Source organism: Flavobacterium sp. GNP010, from assembly GCF_056428945.1.
Genome location: NZ_JBWJVK010000028.1, coordinates 13,202 through 29,296, shown reverse-complemented (window position 1 = coordinate 29,296; position 16,095 = coordinate 13,202). Strand labels below are relative to the sequence as shown.

The 16,095-nt window shown below is 34.4% G+C and carries 15 protein-coding genes; 11 read left to right on the top strand and 4 right to left on the bottom strand.

The genetic code is table 11. The features are described from left to right. Positions 1 to 96: 96 nt before the first annotated feature. The gene (dnaG, locus tag AC061C_RS12090) at positions 97 to 2,082 is read left to right on the top strand and encodes a DNA primase (protein WP_478291376.1); all 1,986 of its coding nucleotides are present in this window, start codon (positions 97 to 99) and stop codon (positions 2,080 to 2,082) included. Here the strand turns inward: dnaG and AC061C_RS12085 are convergent. Then, on the bottom strand, positions 2,079 to 2,708 hold the full coding sequence (locus AC061C_RS12085) for a LuxR C-terminal-related transcriptional regulator (protein ID WP_309758036.1): 630 nt from the start codon (positions 2,706 to 2,708) through the stop codon (positions 2,079 to 2,081). The genes dnaG and AC061C_RS12085 overlap by 4 nt on opposite strands. A 97-nt stretch (positions 2,709 to 2,805) precedes the next feature. Continuing rightward, the gene (gene nadE, locus AC061C_RS12080; RefSeq protein WP_478291375.1) at positions 2,806 to 3,603 is read right to left on the bottom strand and encodes an NAD(+) synthase; all 798 of its coding nucleotides are present in this window, start codon (positions 3,601 to 3,603) and stop codon (positions 2,806 to 2,808) included. Positions 3,604 to 3,702: 99 nt separating this feature from the next. On the opposite strand from nadE, the gene gldB reads away from it, so the two are divergent. Both gldB and gldC read left to right on the top strand, forming a co-directional pair. Then, the gene (gldB, locus tag AC061C_RS12075) at positions 3,703 to 4,659 is read left to right on the top strand and encodes a gliding motility lipoprotein GldB (protein ID WP_478291374.1); all 957 of its coding nucleotides are present in this window, start codon (positions 3,703 to 3,705) and stop codon (positions 4,657 to 4,659) included. Further along, on the top strand, positions 4,659 to 4,994 hold the full coding sequence (gene gldC / locus AC061C_RS12070; protein WP_417943556.1) for a gliding motility protein GldC: 336 nt from the start codon (positions 4,659 to 4,661) through the stop codon (positions 4,992 to 4,994). The genes gldB and gldC overlap by 1 nt, the downstream gene beginning before the upstream one ends. A 78-nt stretch (positions 4,995 to 5,072) precedes the next feature. Here the strand turns inward: gldC and yihA are convergent, their stop codons facing one another. Both yihA and AC061C_RS12060 read right to left on the bottom strand, forming a co-directional pair. Then, positions 5,073 to 5,693 (bottom strand): ribosome biogenesis GTP-binding protein YihA/YsxC, encoded by a 621-nt coding sequence (yihA, locus tag AC061C_RS12065; protein ID WP_417969958.1) that lies wholly within the window; start codon positions 5,691 to 5,693, stop codon positions 5,073 to 5,075. A gap of 34 nt (positions 5,694 to 5,727) precedes the next feature. Further along, entirely contained in the window at positions 5,728 to 6,501 is a 774-nt protein-coding gene (locus AC061C_RS12060) for an alpha/beta fold hydrolase (protein ID WP_417943558.1), read from the bottom strand. A 380-nt stretch (positions 6,502 to 6,881) separates the two neighbouring features. On the opposite strand from AC061C_RS12060, the gene mraZ reads away from it, so the two are divergent. The 8 genes from mraZ to AC061C_RS12020 all read left to right on the top strand — a co-directional run bounded on the left by mraZ (position 6,882) and on the right by AC061C_RS12020 (position 16,085). Beyond that, positions 6,882 to 7,355, top strand: a complete 474-nt coding sequence (mraZ, locus tag AC061C_RS12055) for a division/cell wall cluster transcriptional repressor MraZ (RefSeq protein WP_417943560.1) — start codon at positions 6,882 to 6,884, stop codon at positions 7,353 to 7,355. After that, positions 7,330 to 8,238: a 16S rRNA (cytosine(1402)-N(4))-methyltransferase RsmH gene (rsmH, locus tag AC061C_RS12050; protein ID WP_478291373.1), complete on the top strand. Its 909-nt coding sequence runs from the start codon at positions 7,330 to 7,332 to the stop codon at positions 8,236 to 8,238. The genes mraZ and rsmH overlap by 26 nt, the downstream gene beginning before the upstream one ends. Positions 8,239 to 8,250: 12 nt before the next feature. Beyond that, positions 8,251 to 8,598, top strand: a complete 348-nt coding sequence (locus AC061C_RS12045; protein WP_309760396.1) for an FtsL-like putative cell division protein — start codon at positions 8,251 to 8,253, stop codon at positions 8,596 to 8,598. Further along, entirely contained in the window at positions 8,589 to 10,592 is a 2,004-nt protein-coding gene (locus tag AC061C_RS12040; RefSeq protein WP_478291372.1) for a PASTA domain-containing penicillin-binding protein, read from the top strand. The genes AC061C_RS12045 and AC061C_RS12040 overlap by 10 nt, the downstream gene beginning before the upstream one ends. Beyond that, positions 10,589 to 12,052 (top strand): UDP-N-acetylmuramoyl-L-alanyl-D-glutamate--2,6-diaminopimelate ligase, encoded by a 1,464-nt coding sequence (locus AC061C_RS12035; RefSeq protein ID WP_478291371.1) that lies wholly within the window; start codon positions 10,589 to 10,591, stop codon positions 12,050 to 12,052. The genes AC061C_RS12040 and AC061C_RS12035 overlap by 4 nt, the downstream gene beginning before the upstream one ends. Positions 12,053 to 12,154: 102 nt before the next feature. Continuing rightward, positions 12,155 to 13,384 (top strand): phospho-N-acetylmuramoyl-pentapeptide-transferase, encoded by a 1,230-nt coding sequence (mraY, locus tag AC061C_RS12030; protein ID WP_417943565.1) that lies wholly within the window; start codon positions 12,155 to 12,157, stop codon positions 13,382 to 13,384. 1 nt (position 13,385) lies between these two features. Next, positions 13,386 to 14,717, top strand: coding sequence for a UDP-N-acetylmuramoyl-L-alanine--D-glutamate ligase (murD, locus tag AC061C_RS12025; protein WP_478291370.1), 1,332 nt, complete (start codon positions 13,386 to 13,388; stop codon positions 14,715 to 14,717). 75 nt (positions 14,718 to 14,792) lie between these two features. Beyond that, positions 14,793 to 16,085: an FtsW/RodA/SpoVE family cell cycle protein gene (locus AC061C_RS12020; RefSeq protein WP_478291369.1), complete on the top strand. Its 1,293-nt coding sequence runs from the start codon at positions 14,793 to 14,795 to the stop codon at positions 16,083 to 16,085. The last annotated feature ends 10 nt before the right edge of the window (positions 16,086 to 16,095 follow it).

Here is a 16,095-nt window from a genome sequence, read left to right as displayed (position 1 = left end):
TTTTTTAGAACCCTTTTAGAGTTTCAAACTCTGAAAGGGTTTATATCTTTAAAAACTTTGTAACTTTGACCTTTCGCAATTTTAGACCATACTAATTTGATTTCAAAAGCCACAATAGATACTGTTTTCGAAACTGCTCGTGTTGAGGAGGTGATAGGTGATTTCGTAAATTTGAAACGTGCAGGAAGCAATTTCAAAGGATTAAGTCCATTTTCTGAAGAACGTTCACCATCGTTTATGGTGTCTCCCGCCAAAGGAATTTGGAAAGATTTTAGTTCAGGAAAAGGGGGGAATTCGGTTGCGTTTTTGATGGAACACGAGAAATTTACGTATCCGGAAGCCATTCGGTATTTAGCCAAAAAGTATAATATCGAAATAGAAGAAACGGAGCAAACAGATGAAGAAAAAGCCAATACTGATGTTCGAGAAAGTATGTATTTGGTTTCTGAATTTGCAAAAACCTATTTCCATAATACACTTTTAAACTCTGAAGAAGGGAAAGCGATTGGCTATTCTTATTTCAAAGAAAGAGGTTTTACCAATGATACCATAAAGAAATTTGGATTGGGTTATTCTCCTGAAGCTTGGGATGCTTTTACCAAGGAAGCATTAGGTAAAGGCTATAAATTAGAATTTCTGGAAAGTACAGGACTCACAATTCCCAGAGAAGACAGACCTTTTGATAGGTTCAAAGGGCGTGTTATGTTCCCTATACAAAGTATGTCTGGAAGAGTACTGGGTTTTGGCGGTAGGATTCTAACCAATGATAAAAAAGCAGCCAAATACCTCAATTCACCAGAGAGCGAATTGTATCATAAAAGTAAGGTGCTGTATGGTATTTTTCAGGCCAAACAGGCCATCGCAAAATTAAACAATTGCTATTTAGTCGAAGGGTATACAGATGTAATTCAGTTCAATCAATCTGGAATTGAAAATGTTGTCGCTTCCTCGGGGACAGCTTTGACGCCAGACCAAATTCGTTTAATAAATAGATTGACAAAAAACATTACCGTTCTTTTTGACGGTGATGCAGCCGGTTTGCGGGCTTCCATTCGAGGAATCGATTTAATTCTGGAAGAAGGAATGAACGTTAAAGTTTGTACGTTTCCTGACGGAGAAGATCCAGACAGTTTTGCCAAAAAAACATCTTATGAGGATTTAGTGTTGTATCTAGAAAACAATGCCAAGGATTTCATTCAATTCAAAGCATCGCTTTTAATGAATGAAGCCAAGAATGATCCCATAAAAAAAGCCGATTTGATTCGGGATATGGTTGTTAGTATTTCTAAAATTCCGGATCGTATTCAACGCGAAATTTACATTCAGGAATGTTCTCGTATTATGGACATTTCAGAGCAAGTGCTTGTTAGCACTTTAGCGCAATTGATTCAGAAAGATAGCGTTGAGGTTGCAAAAAAGCAAAAAAATCCAGATGCTTCGGGTCAAAAACCATTTGAAGTTTTAAAAAATGAGAATCCTATTGATGTCGAAAAAGTAGACATACTGTATCGTTTGGAACGAAAAATAATAGAAATTTTATTGTTGTATGGCAATAAGAATGAAGAGTTTGAAGATGTTTTTTTGAGAACAAACGCCGAAGGTGAAATTGAAACCGTTGTTGAAAAACGGGAATATAAAGTGTACCAAAGAATCTATTTAAGTTTGCAAGAAGATGAGGTAGAATTAGCAAATCCTTTGTTTCGAGATATATTTAATAACTTGATTAATTACTACCATCAAAATGAAACGTTTAGTTTAGAGCAATATCTTATGCACTTACAAGTAGAATTTGCACAAGAAGTTACAGATATTTTAATGGAAGACGAACGTGTTATTTTGCACAATTGGGAGGGACAAAATATTTTTCCAAAATCTAAAAATGATACGATCAGTCAAAATGTATCGGAAACCATTTTGACACTTAGATGGTATTTGGTAGGTAAAATAATTGAGGAATTAAAAAGCTCTCTATCATCCGAAGGTAATTCAGATAATACAGAGCCTTTATCAATGGTGATGGACTATAATTTATTGATCCATTCTTTTTCAAAAAAATTAGGGAGAGTTATGTCGCGGTACTAAACGATCTCTAAAGTTTTTGCTTTATTTACTAAATCTACCAAGTTGGTAACATTTAGTTTGGTTAGTAATCGTAATTTATACGTACTAATTGTTTTTTCGTTTAGTTTCAGAATATCAGCTATTTCATGATTTTTCTTTCCGTCACTTAAATAACGCAAAACTTCTACTTCACGGTTAGAAAGCTTTCGATACAAACGTTCGCTTTTGCTTTGTTTGGCGATTAGAGCAAGATTTTTCTTTACGGTTTCATTCATAATTATCTTTCCTTGGTGGACTTTGATAATAGAAATACCTAAAGTTTCTAGTTTCTCTTTTTTGTGGATGAATCCTGAAACACCAGCTTTAATAGCATTTGGAGCATAAATTTGTTCGGAAAGACCACTAAAAATGATAATTTTAGTTTTTGGAAAATTTTTCAAGAGTGCTTTGACCTCAAAAATACTGGAAAGTCCTTCCAGTTCCAAATCGATAACTAAGACATCGATCTCTTTAGTTAAAAGTATATCCCGTACCATCAAAAAATTACCAACATTGGCAACTATTGATATTTCAGCATTATCTTTAAAGTAAGATTTTGCTCCAAAATGCACAACAGGATAATTATCGGCTATACATACTTTAATCATGATTTTAAATTTTTAGAATTATTTGTAATTGGAACTGTAAAATTAATAAATAATTTCTGTAATTAATTGTAAATCAATATAAAATGTGATTTTTTTATCATTTTGGTACAAAACAAACGGGAATTGCGTCCATTTTATGTCTATTTGCATTGTTCAATCGCTTGTAAATTTCAAATACATCTCTATCTCTTCCTGAAAAAGAAGCTGCAGTTTGTCCTCCTTCATCTTGAGTCATTGCCCATTCCAGTTCGTTATAAGTCGCTCCTAGTTGATCTTCATCTGTTCTGTCGTCACCAAATAAACCATCAGTTGGTGATGCCGTCAAGATAGACTCTGGAACTTTTAAATAACTTCCTAAAAGAAAGACTTCTGACTTCATTAAATCGGCAATTGGACTTAAATCTACTCCGCCATCACCGTATTTAGTATAAAACCCTACTCCAAAGTCTTCTACTTTGTTTCCAGTTCCAGCGACTAGCAGGCCATGAATTCCCGCAAAATAATACAAAGTAGTCATGCGCAATCGTGCACGTGTATTAGCAAGTGCTAAATGAAGCTTGGCAGTATCTTCAATTTCTGGAACTACAGTTGTAAAGGTGTCAAAAACGGAGCTTAGATCAGCTTCGATACTACGAACATTAGGGAATCTATTTTTTAATTGTTGTATATGCTCACGTCCTCGGGTTACATGACTTTGCGCTTGGTGTATGGGCATTTCTACACATAATACTTGCAGTCCTGTTTGTGCACACAACGTTGAGGTAACAGCAGAATCTACTCCTCCAGAAATCCCAATCACAAAACCGTTTACTTTTGCATTTTCTGCGTAAGTTTTCAACCAGTGTACAATATGATCATTCACTTTTTCAATCTGTAATGTACTTTTTTTAGTCATAATAATTACGTTTTAAAAATCAGGAATGTATATTTGCAAAAGCAATTTGTTGGAACTTGGTGACCTTACACTCTTGAGACACAAATTTAAAAAATATATATGAAAAAATATCTGTTTCTTGTAGTCATTTTTCTCTTTGTTTTATCCTGCGATAAAAAGAATAAAGTTGAAAATGAAGTCACAGCCATTCCCTTGGATTTAAATGTAACCCGATTCGATAAAATATTTTTTGAAACCCAACCAGAGGATTTAGAAAAAGTCAAAAAAGAATTCCCTTATTTTTTTCCTGATGGAATAGAGGATAGTGTGTGGTTGAGTAAAATGCAAGATCCTTTATGGCAGGAGTTGTATGCAGAAGTTCAAAAGAAGTATGGTGATTTTGATCCTGTTAAAAAAGAAGTTGAAACACTTTTTAAACACATTAAATATTATTTTCCAAAAACTAAAACTCCAAAAGTAATAACTATAATCTCTGAAATGGATTATAAAAGTAAGGTAATTTATGCGGATAGTTTAGTTGTTATTTCACTAGAATTATATTTGGGAAAAAATCATAAATTTTATCAGTTTCCAAATTATTTAAAACAAAATTTTGAGCAAAGACAAATCGCTCCAGATATTGTTTCTAGTTTTGCTGGACTAAAAATTCCCGCAGTTGTTGAGAAAGATTTATTGAGTCAAATGATTTATCATGGTAAGCAATTGTATCTAAAAGACTTGCTTTTGCCAGACTATACCGATGCTGAAAAAATGGGGTATTCTCCAAAACAAATTGCTTGGTGTCTAGAAAATGAGAGTTATATGTGGCGTTATTTTATAGAAAAAGAAATGTTGTACAGCAACGATCAGAAGTTGATTGCCAGGTTTATAAATCCTGCTCCTTTTTCTAAATTTTATTTAGAAATTGATAATGAATCACCGGGTCAGGTAGGTGCTTGGATTGGGTGGCAAATGGTACGTTCGTTTGTGCAAAATAACGATATGCCATTAGAAAACCTATTGAAAACCAATGCCAAAGAAATATTTATAAAATCAAAATACAAACCTAAAAAGTAATGTCAAATAAAAATACATCAGAAATTAAGTTTCTAATTGAATTAGACGAAAACCGTGTTCCAGAAAAATTAATGTGGTCTGCAAAAGATGGCGGAGTAGAGCAAGAAGAGGCCAAAGCAATTATGTTGTCTATATGGGACAGCAAGGTAAAAGAGAGCATGCGCATTGATTTATGGACGAAGGATATGCCAGTTGACGAAATGAAAATATTTTTTCACCAAACTTTGGTGGCCATGTCTGAAACTTTCAAACGTGCGACAGATGACGAAAAAATGGCTGACACCATGAAAGATTTCTGCGATTATTTTGCTGAAAAATTGGAGTTGACAAAATAAAGCGGACTTGCAACTAAAAAAAAATCCCCAAAACTGATTGATGTTTTGGGGATTTTTTTTAGTATAAAATGGAGCTTTTTAAAACTGACTATTATTCTTAAAAACCTCTTGATTTACTTCGTCAATATAGCTCAATAATTCTTCTTTTCCAGTAGATTCAGTAGCTGATGTTACAAAATAATGCGGCATTTCGGCCCAATTGTTGGCAAACATTTGCTTTTTATACGCAGCAATATGAGAATCAATTTTTACTTTACTTATTTTGTCCGCTTTGGTGAAAACGATACAAAAAGGAATTTCACTTTCGCCCATATACGACATGAATTCAATGTCAATCGTTTGAGCTTCATGACGAATATCGATCAAAACAAAAGCACAAACCAATTGCTCTCTTGTTTCAAAATAATCAGTAATAAATTCTTGAAAAATTGATTTGGTTTTTTTAGAAACTTTAGCGTAACCATAACCAGGTAAATCGACTAAGAACCAATTGCTGTTTATTAAAAAATGATTGATTAATTGTGTTTTTCCTGGTCTTCCTGAGGTTTTAGCTAACTTTTTATGGTTGGTTAACATGTTGATCAAGGAAGATTTACCAACATTTGATCGACCAATAAAAGCGTATTCTGGCATAAAGTCCTTAGGACACTTCGTTACATCAGAGTTACTGATAACAAATTCGGCAGTATTAATTTTCATTTCTTCAAGGTGTAAAATTATCCTATTTCTAGAGCTAGTGTACGGATAAGTGTGTATGAGTTAACCAGTCTTCTAGCAAACGATTGAATTCTTCAGGATGCTCCATCATTGCGGCATGGCCACATTTATCGATCCAATATAAGGTAGAATTAGGTAATAATTTATTGAATTCTTCAGCAACATCTGGTGGCGTAACTTTATCATTTTTTCCCCAAATAATACAGGTTTGTACATGCATTTTTGGCAAATCTTTTGCCATATTATGACGAATGGCACTTTTGGCAATTGTTAGCGTTTTTATCAATTTTATTCGATCATTTACAGATTCGTATACTTCATCGATAAGTTCTTTGGTAGCTACTTTTGGATCATAAAATACATCTTCAGCTTTCTTCTTGATGTATTCATAATCACCTCTTTTTGGGTAACTGTCTCCCATGGCACTCTCGTATAGCCCTGAGCTTCCTGTAATAACTAAGCCCGCTACTTTTTCTGGATACATTTTAGTATGGTACAAAGCAATGTGTCCGCCTAATGAATTTCCTAGTAATATAACTCTGTCTAAACCCTTAAATGTGATAAAATCTTTAACATATTTTGCAAAACTTTTCACATTCGTTTTTAAAATGTTTTGCGTGTATATTGGCAAATCGGGAATGATTATTTTATATCCTTTTGTAGAGAAGTAATTGGCAACAGCATCAAAGTTGCTAAGTCCGCCCATTAGCCCGTGTAAAATGACAATTGGTGTTCCTTCGCCAGCTTCGTAATAGCTATATCTTCCTTCTGTTTTGTAGTGTTTGTCCATTTTTTTTGAATGCGGATTTTCAATTTTGACAAATATAGGATTTAATAAATAAAAAAGAATTTTTACAACAATTTTTAATTACAAAATATACTGATTCATGTAAAAAATCAAATGGTTTTATTTTCATATTTGAGTTCTTCTTTTGGTTTTTCCGACATTTATTCATAGCATTTTTAATCTATAATTTGTTATGTTGTAGTGTCTTTTTTTTATATAATTATCATTCTTACAAAGAAATAAAATCGAGCTAATGAACTGATTGTCCAAAAATTAGGGGTTTTTGATCAAAAGTGGTTAAACTTATTAACAAAGTGGTAGATAGTGGTAAATAGTGGTAATATTTTTTATATTTTTGCTCTACATCATTTAATACTATTTGTGTGGATGCAATAATTGGAACATATGAATGTAAAGTCGATGCTAAAGGAAGGTTGCTGTTACCGGCTCCTTTAAAAAAGCAGTTGGCTGCGTCACTTCAAAACGGTTTTGTTTTGAAGCGTTCCGTTTTTCAGCCATGTCTAGAGTTGTATCCTATGAAAGAGTGGGATTTGATGATGCAAAAAATCAATAAACTGAATCGGTTCGTAAAGAAAAACAATGACTTTATCCGCAGGTTTACCGCAGGAGTTAAAGTGGTTGAGATAGATGCTTTAGGCAGGTTATTGGTGCCGAAAGATTTAGTGATTTTTGCGAGTATTGCTAAAGAGGTCGTGTTTTCATCGGCAGTGAATATTATTGAAATTTGGGATAAAGATTTATACGAAAAATCAATAGACGGTGAGGATGTTGATTTTGCAGATTTAGCAGAGGAAGTAATGGGAAATATAAATGACGACGACAATGGAATATCATAATCCAGTTTTGCTACAGGCATCGGTAGATGGTTTAAATATTAAGCCAGACGGCATTTATGTAGATGTAACTTTTGGTGGCGGAGGACATTCAAAAGAAATTCTGAAAAGACTCGGGCCAAACGGAAAGCTATTTGCTTTCGATCAGGATGAAGACGCATTGGCGAATGCCTTGCCTGATGAAAGATTTACACTTATCAATGAGAATTTCCGTTTTATAAAACGGTTTTTGCGTTTTTATGGGGTGAAAAGTGTAGATGGTATCTTGGCAGATTTAGGAGTTTCATCGCATCAATTTGATGTTCCCGAAAGAGGTTTTTCTACTCGCTTTGATGCGGAGTTGGATATGAGAATGAGTCAGAAAAATGACCTAAACGCTTACCGTGTTGTCAATGAATATGATGATGTGAATTTAAAAAGAGTATTCTTGGATTATGGTGAATTGAAAAATGCACCTGCTTTGGCAAGAACAATTATAGAGGCGAGAGAGGAACAACCGATCAAAACCACAGATGAATTGAAAGAGGTTTTAGCGAGATATTTACCAGAAAGAGTTCGAAATAAAATATTGGCACAAATTTATCAAGCGATCCGTATTGAAGTAAATCAAGAAATGGATGTGTTGAAAGAGTTTGTTGAGCAATCCTTAGAAGTATTGAATCCAGGTGGCAGGTTAAGTGTAATATCCTACCATTCACTAGAAGATCGATTGGTGAAAAGATTCATAAAAAACGGAATGTTTGAAGGAGAGCCTGAACGTGATTTTTTTGGTAATTTTTCAGTGCCATTTAAAACGGTTGGAAAATTAATTGTCCCAGATAATGCTGAGATCAAAGTGAACAATAGAGCAAGAAGTGCCAAATTAAGAATTGCTGAGAAGATATAATTTGTTACATAAATGAAAAACGGAGTATACAGCCTTTTAAAAGCACGGTTTCTAATCAATGATGATGCCTTGAAAAACTGGCGTTTTATTGTTTTTTTAATTCTTCTAGCAATTATAATGATTGCAAATACGCAGCGATTTGAGCAAAAAGTATTTAGGATTGCTGAGTTGACAAATCAGGTTAAAGAATTGCGTTCTGAATTTGTAGACAGGCGTTCTGAACTAATGAAATTAAAAATGGAGTCTACTGTTTCTCAAAAAATGATAGAAAAAGAAATTTTTCCATCAACAGTTCCTCCTGTAAAGATAAAAGTTAAAAAAGAAGAAGAGAAAAGCTTTTTCAAAAAATTATGGCAGTAGAAGATAAATACATATCGTACAGAATTTATCTGGTTGCATGCGCTATCTTTTTGATGGCTATTGCGATTGCTGTAAAATTGACCAATATCCAGTGGGTTGAGGGCGATTATTACAGGAAATTAGCCAAGGAAAGAACGGTTAAGAATTTTGTGATTCCAGCCAATAAAGGAAATATCTATTCTGCTGACGGCAGTCTTTTGGCTACTTCTATTCCTAATTATGAAATACGTTTTGATGCGGTCGCTCCAAAAGCAGAGACATTCGAAAAAAATGTCAAGTCGCTATCAGATTCATTAGCAACGGTTTTAGGAAAATCTTCTAATTTCTTTGAAAATGAACTGCGAAAAGCGAGAGCCAATAAAAATCGATATTATTTGATTGCTCGCAAATTGAGTTATACCCAATATTTTAAAATTAAAGGTTTTCCATTATTTAAATTAGGAGCCTATAAAGGTGGAATTATCATTCAACAAGAAACGGTAAGAGAGCATCCAATTGGAAAAATTGCAGAACGCACTGTGGGTTACGAGCGAACTTCAAAAGGACAATCGTATGATGGAAAAGGTATTGAGTGGGCTTTTCGAAACTATTTGAATGGTAAAGACGGTAAAATTTTAAAACAAAAAATAGCAAAAGGACAGTGGAAACCCATTCGCGATGTTAATGAAATTGATCCTCAAGACGGGTATGATGTTATATCTACAATTGATGTTTATATTCAGGATATTGCACATCATGCACTACTAAAACAGTTAGAATTGTATGAAGCGGATCATGGTTGCGTGGTGGTGATGGAGACTAAAACGGGTCATGTAAAAGCAATTTCGAATTTAGGAAGAGCAAATGATGGCACATATTATGAAACCACAAATTATGCAGTAGCTGAATCGCATGAACCAGGTTCTACTTATAAATTGGCGGGTCTAATGGCGCTTTTTGAAGATAGAAAAGCAGATACAAGCACTGTTTTCGATAGTAAAGGTGGAGAAATAACGTATTTCGGACGCAAGGTAAGGGACTCACATGAAGGTGGATATGGTAAAATTTCTTTGGGGCGTGGTTTTGAAGTGTCTTCGAACACAGTTTTAGTGCAAGCCGTTTACAATGCGTACAAAAACGAACCTTCAACTTTTGTCAATCACCTCAATAATTTTGGATTAAACAAACCACTCGGACTTTCTATAAAAGGAGAGGGAAGACCCTATATTCCGCAGCCAAGTGATAAGCACTGGTCAAAAATTTCGCTTCCTTGGATGGCTTTTGGTTATGGAGTTTCGATTACACCTATGCAAACGTTGGCTTTTTATAATGCGGTAGCAAATAATGGCGAAATGGTTAAGCCGCAGTTTGTGTCTGAAATAAAAGAATGGAATAAAACGATCAAAAAATATGAAAAGGAAGTCTTGAATCCTAGAGTTTGCTCTCCCGAGACTATTTTAAAGTTAAAAGCGGTTTTAGCCAACGTAGTAAAAAAAGGAACGGCTTCGAAACTATATTCTAAGGATTTTTCAATGGCCGGAAAAACAGGAACAGCGGCTGTGAATTACGGAAAAGCTGGTGGAGTTGGAAAATATTACGCCTCTTCTTTTGTGGGTTACTTTCCTGCTGAAGAACCTAAATATTCGTGTATAGTTGTTGTGCATAAACCAAGTACAGCGCTCAATAACTATTATGGTGCAGATGTTGCGGGTCCGGTTTTCAAGAGAATTGCACAAAAAATTTTTACCGATGCGCCTTCAACAAATGAAATTAAAAATTTGAATAAAAAGATTGCAAAACAAGAAGATAATTATGAATCCTACTATAGCAAATCTCAGAAAAAGCAAAGATTTGTTCCCAATCTTAAAGGAATGTCAGGAATGGATGCTGTGGCTTTATTAGGCAATTTAGGTTTGAAAGTAAAAGTGATTGGAGTTGGAAAAGTTAAAAAACAATCGGTGCAAGCAGGGCAGAATTTAGATAAAAATGCAACGATTTTATTGGAGTTATCATGAGTACATTAAAAGACATATTATACAAAGTAGCTATCGAAGCGGTACAAGGTTCGACAGATGTAGCAGTTAACAAAATGAATTTTGATTCTAGAAAAATCGAATCAAATGATGTTTTTGTGGCTATTCGTGGTACTATTAGCGATGGTCATGACTTTATAGAAAAAGCAATCTTGCAAGGTGCGGTTGCCGTTATATGCGACACATTTCCAGAAAATATTGCTAAAGGAGTTACCTATGTTCAGGTAAGAGATACGAATTCAGCTTTGGCATTTATGGCTGCCAATTATTATGGTGATCCATCACAAAACTTGAAATTAGTTGGAATTACGGGAACAAATGGTAAAACGACTATCGCTTCTTTATTATATCAGTTATTTAAAAAAGCTGGTTTTAAAGTAGGATTACTGTCGACCGTGAAAATCATGGTAGATACTTTTGAGTATAAAGCGACACACACAACTCCAGATTCAATTACGATAAATCAGTATTTGAATGAAATGGTGGAAAACGGAGTTGAATACTGTTTTATGGAAGTGAGTTCTCATGGAATTCACCAAAAAAGAACGGAAGCATTGCATTTTGTTGGCGGTATTTTTACCAATTTGTCTCACGATCATTTGGATTATCACCCCACGTTTGCCGAATATAGAGATGTAAAAAAATCGTTTTTCGATACTATGCCTAAAACAGCCTTTACATTATCCAATATTGACGATAAAAATGGGCAAGTGATGTTACAGAATACTGTGGCAAAAAAATTGACGTATGCCTTAAAATCCTATGCGGATTATAAAGCGCAAATTCTGGAAAATCAATTGTCAGGTTTGCTATTGAAAATAAACGGAAATGAAGTGTGGGTAAAATTGATTGGAACATTTAATGCTTATAATTTATTGGCGATTTATGGTACTGCTGTTGAACTTGGAATGGATAGTCTGGAAGTACTTCGATTATTATCCGATTTAGAAAGCGTTTCAGGTCGTTTTCAATTTATTGTTTCTGCTTCAAATATTACGGCGATTGTAGATTATGCACATACTCCTGATGCCTTAGAAAATGTACTGAAAACCATTAATGACATTCGTACAAAAAACGAACAATTAATTACAGTTGTAGGTTGTGGAGGAAATAGAGATAAAACTAAGCGACCAATTATGGCTGACATAGCTTCGAATTTGAGTGATAAAGCAATTTTCACATCTGATAATCCAAGAAATGAAGACCCAGAAGTTATTATTGCCGAAATGGAAGTGGGCATTGCCCCTCAAAACTATAAAAAAACATTGAGTATAACCGACAGAAAACAAGCCATAAAGACTGCGGTTCAATTGGCTCAGCCCAATGATATTATATTAATTGCGGGTAAAGGCCATGAAACGTATCAAGAAATTAATGGCGTTCGTCATCATTTTGATGATATGGAAACAGTAAGGGAAATTTTAGAACAAATAGGAAAATAAAAAATACAGAGACAATTGAGATATTTATTTAAAAAATAGTCAATTATCATTTTAAGAAGTAACAAATAACAAATCAACAATTAACCAAATAAACCAAGATATATGCTATACTATTTATTTGAATATTTAGACAAAATATTAGATGTTCCTGGAACAGGTGTTTTCCAGTACATTACTTTTAGATCAGCATTAGCATTGCTTTTTTCTTTGTTGTTGTCTACCATTTACGGTAAAAGAATTATTCGTTTTTTGCAAAGACAGCAAGTGGGTGAAACCGTTCGAGAACTTGGTTTAGCCGGTCAAAATGAAAAAGCGGGTACACCAACAATGGGAGGATTGATTATAATATTTGCGACTCTCGTACCTGTTCTTCTTTTCGCAAAATTACACAACATTTATATTGTCTTGCTCATTGTAACGACACTATGGATGGGGACAATTGGTTTTATAGATGATTATATTAAAATTTTCAAGAAAGATAAAGCCGGTCTAAAAGGAATATTTAAAGTGGTAGGACAAGTCGGTCTGGGTATAATTGTAGGTACCGTTCTTTATTTTAGTCCAAGTGTTACCGTACGTACAGATACATCTACTTCAGATATTTTTAAAGTAACTACAGAAACCGTCATTCAGCCTGCGCTAACCGAGGAGAAATCTACGGCCACTACCATACCATTCTTTAAAAATAATGAATTTGATTATGCTGAATTATTAGCGTGGACTGGCGAAGGATATGAAAAATGGGCTTGGTTGATTTTTATTCCAGTTGTTATTTTTATTATTACTGCGGTATCTAATGGCGCCAATTTAACAGATGGTATTGATGGATTGGCTGCAGGAACTTCGGCGGTATCAGTGTTGGCGCTGGGAATTTTCACGTTCGTTTCTGGAAATATAATTTTTTCTAATTATTTGAATATTATGTATATCCCTAATTCTGGGGAAATGACAGTTTTTATAGCCGCTTTTGTGGGATCATTGATTGGATTTCTTTGGTACAATTCCTATCCAGCATCGGTTTTTATGGGTGATACAGGAAGTTTGACTATTGGTGGAATTATAGCTGTTTTGGCAATTGCCGTTCGAAAAGAAATGCTGATCCCTTTATTGTGCGGGATTTTTCTGGTCGAAAATTTATCTGTGGTATTACAAGTAAGTTACTTCAAATACACCAAGAAACGCTTTGGCGAAGGCCGAAGAATATTTCTAATGTCGCCTTTGCATCATCATTATCAGAAGAAAGGCTATCACGAAAGCAAAATTGTTACCCGTTTTTGGATTGTTGCGATTATGCTGGCCATTTTATCAATTGTTACTTTAAAATTAAGATAACATGAGGCTAGTCATCTTAGGTGGAGGAGAAAGTGGTGTTGGGACTGCTATTCTGGGTAAGAAAAAAGGATATGAAGTTTTTGTATCTGATTTCGGAAAGATAAAAGGGAATTACAAAGAAGTTCTTATCATTAATGGAATAGCTTGGGAAGAGGAAAAGCATACCGAAGATTTGATTTTGAATGCAGATGTGGTTATGAAAAGCCCTGGTATTCCAGATAAATCTCCAATAGTGAAGAAGCTTATTGAAAAAGGAATTCCAGTATTGTCTGAAATTGAGTTTGCAGCCCCTTTTACGGATGCGACCATAATAGGAATTACGGGTAGTAACGGAAAGACAACAACGACAATGTTGACCTATCATGTATTAAAATCAGCTGGATTAAATGTTGGGTTGGGAGGAAACATAGGAAAGAGTTTTGCTTGGCAAATTGCGGATAACAAATATGATTTCTATGTGCTGGAGCTAAGTAGTTTTCAACTTGATGGAGTTGTGAATTTTAAGCCACATATTGCTATTATTACCAATATTAGTCCGGATCACCTAGATCGATACGATTACAAATATGAAAATTACATTGATGCAAAGTTTAGAATAACGATGAATCAAACCGAGGAAGATTACCTTATTTATGATGCCGATGATGAGGCCATTGCAGAATGGTTAAAAACACATACAACAAAAGCCAAATTAATTCCTTTTTCATTGACAAAAACATTCAGTGAAGGAGCTTATATAAAAAATAACAAAATGGAAATTTCAATCAATCAAGAAGAATTTACAATGGACACCGAATACATTGCCTTAGAAGGAAAACACAATATGAAAAACGCAATGGCAGCAACCTCTGTGGCAAAATTGATGCAGATTAGAAAATCTACAATACGTGAAAGTTTATCTAATTTTCAGGGTGTTGAGCACCGTCTTGAAAAAGTATTGAAAATTCAAAACATACAATACATCAACGATTCTAAAGCAACAAATGTAAACGCTACTTTTTTTGCATTAGACAGTATGAACACACCAACGGTTTGGATTGTAGGAGGTGTTGATAAAGGAAATGATTACAACGAATTGATGTCATTGGTTCGTGAGAAAGTGAAAGCGATTATTTGCCTTGGTGTGGATAATAAAAAGATCATCGATGTATTTGGTAATGTAGTAGACATGATGATTGAGGTTGATAATATGAGCGATGCTGTACAAATGGCACAACGATTATCAGAAAAGGGAGATACTGTATTATTGTCACCAGCTTGTGCTAGTTTCGATTTATTTGAAAGCTATGAAGACAGAGGAAAACAATTTAAACAAGCGGTTAAAAATTTATAGAAAAGTTTAAAGTTTAAAGTTTAAGGTTGAGCAACTTTAAAATTTAAACAAAATGAAACTTTAAACAAATAAAAAATGAAACAACTAGTCAGCAACTTAAAAGGAGATAAAGGGATTTGGTCATTTGTGGCCTTATTGGCCTTGTTTTCCTTTATGCCTGTTTTTAGCGCTAGTAGTAACCTGGCTTATATTGGTCAAGGAACCGGAAATACATTAGGTTATTTGGTAAAGCACATCGTGCATATTTGTATTGGTTTTACCATTATTTTTATGGTGCATAAACTACCCTATCACTATTTTAAAGCTATTTCTAAAGGAGCACTTTATATTGTATGGATTTTATTGGCCTACACCTTAATTAAAGGAACCGTAATTGCTGGTGCCAACGCCAGTCGTTGGATTCAAGTTCCATTTATAGGTGTGACATTTCAAACATCTACATTGGCTGCAATGGTGTTATTTATTTTTGTTGCACGCTATTTATCTAAGACGAGAACAGTTCCGATTACTTTTAAGTCCTCCATTTGGGAGCTCTGGTTGCCTGTATTCATTACGTTACTATTTATTCTTCCCGCAAATTTCTCCACAACGGCATTAATTTTTTCAATGGTTTTGATGTTGGTTTTTATTGGGAAATATCCGCTGCGGTATATTGGAATTGTTGTAGGATCTGGAATTGTATTTCTCACGTTTTTTATTTTGATTGCCAAAGCGTTTCCAGATGCTTTTCCCAATCGTGTAGATACATGGATTAGCCGTATTGACAATTTTACGAGCGATAAACCCGATGAAGATGATTATCAAATAGAGAAGGCTAAAATTGCAATAGCTTCAGGTAAAATATATGGTTTAGGTCCAGGTAAAAGTGTTCAAAAAAACTTTTTACCACAATCTTCTTCTGATTTTATTTTTGCCATCATCGTTGAAGAATATGGACTTGTAGGCGGTTTAGGAGTATTGGCGTTGTATTTATTATTGTTGTTTCGATTTGTAATTGCATCGCATAAAGCTAATTCCCTATTTGGAAAACTAGTAGTCGTAGGATTGGGTTTTCCGATGATATTTCAAGCCATGGTAAATATGGCAGTTGCAGTAGAATTGTTACCCGTTACAGGACAGACATTGCCTTTAATCAGTAGTGGAGGAAGCTCTATCTGGATGACTTGTTTTGCACTTGGAATCATCATTAGTGTCACGAAAAAAGATGAAGAAATTGTACAAGAATTAAAAGACGCAGCCAAAAGAGAAGAAGCACTTCAAAAATTAATTGATCGGGCTATGGAGGATGAAGTGGAAGAAGTTGCAGTAGGTAACTATTCGATCGAAGATAAAGCTACTAATCCAATGCAAGCGGTTTTAAATAAATAAGTTGTTAAGA

Coding starts and splice junctions, on each gene's coding strand:
- AC061C_RS12040 (WP_478291372.1), top strand. CDS start 8,589: ATGGCAGTAGAAGATAAATACATATCGTACAGAATTTATCTGGTTGCA.
- gldC (WP_417943556.1), top strand. CDS start 4,659: ATGTCAAATAAAAATACATCAGAAATTAAGTTTCTAATTGAATTAGAC.
- AC061C_RS12085 (WP_309758036.1), bottom strand. CDS start 2,708: ATGATTAAAGTATGTATAGCCGATAATTATCCTGTTGTGCATTTTGGA.
- mraY (WP_417943565.1), top strand. CDS start 12,155: ATGCTATACTATTTATTTGAATATTTAGACAAAATATTAGATGTTCCT.
- nadE (WP_478291375.1), bottom strand. CDS start 3,603: ATGACTAAAAAAAGTACATTACAGATTGAAAAAGTGAATGATCATATT.
- yihA (WP_417969958.1), bottom strand. CDS start 5,693: ATGAAAATTAATACTGCCGAATTTGTTATCAGTAACTCTGATGTAACG.
- AC061C_RS12035 (WP_478291371.1), top strand. CDS start 10,589: ATGAGTACATTAAAAGACATATTATACAAAGTAGCTATCGAAGCGGTA.
- rsmH (WP_478291373.1), top strand. CDS start 7,330: ATGACGACGACAATGGAATATCATAATCCAGTTTTGCTACAGGCATCG.
- gldB (WP_478291374.1), top strand. CDS start 3,703: ATGAAAAAATATCTGTTTCTTGTAGTCATTTTTCTCTTTGTTTTATCC.
- murD (WP_478291370.1), top strand. CDS start 13,386: ATGAGGCTAGTCATCTTAGGTGGAGGAGAAAGTGGTGTTGGGACTGCT.
- AC061C_RS12060 (WP_417943558.1), bottom strand. CDS start 6,501: ATGGACAAACACTACAAAACAGAAGGAAGATATAGCTATTACGAAGCT.
- AC061C_RS12045 (WP_309760396.1), top strand. CDS start 8,251: ATGAAAAACGGAGTATACAGCCTTTTAAAAGCACGGTTTCTAATCAAT.
- AC061C_RS12020 (WP_478291369.1), top strand. CDS start 14,793: ATGAAACAACTAGTCAGCAACTTAAAAGGAGATAAAGGGATTTGGTCA.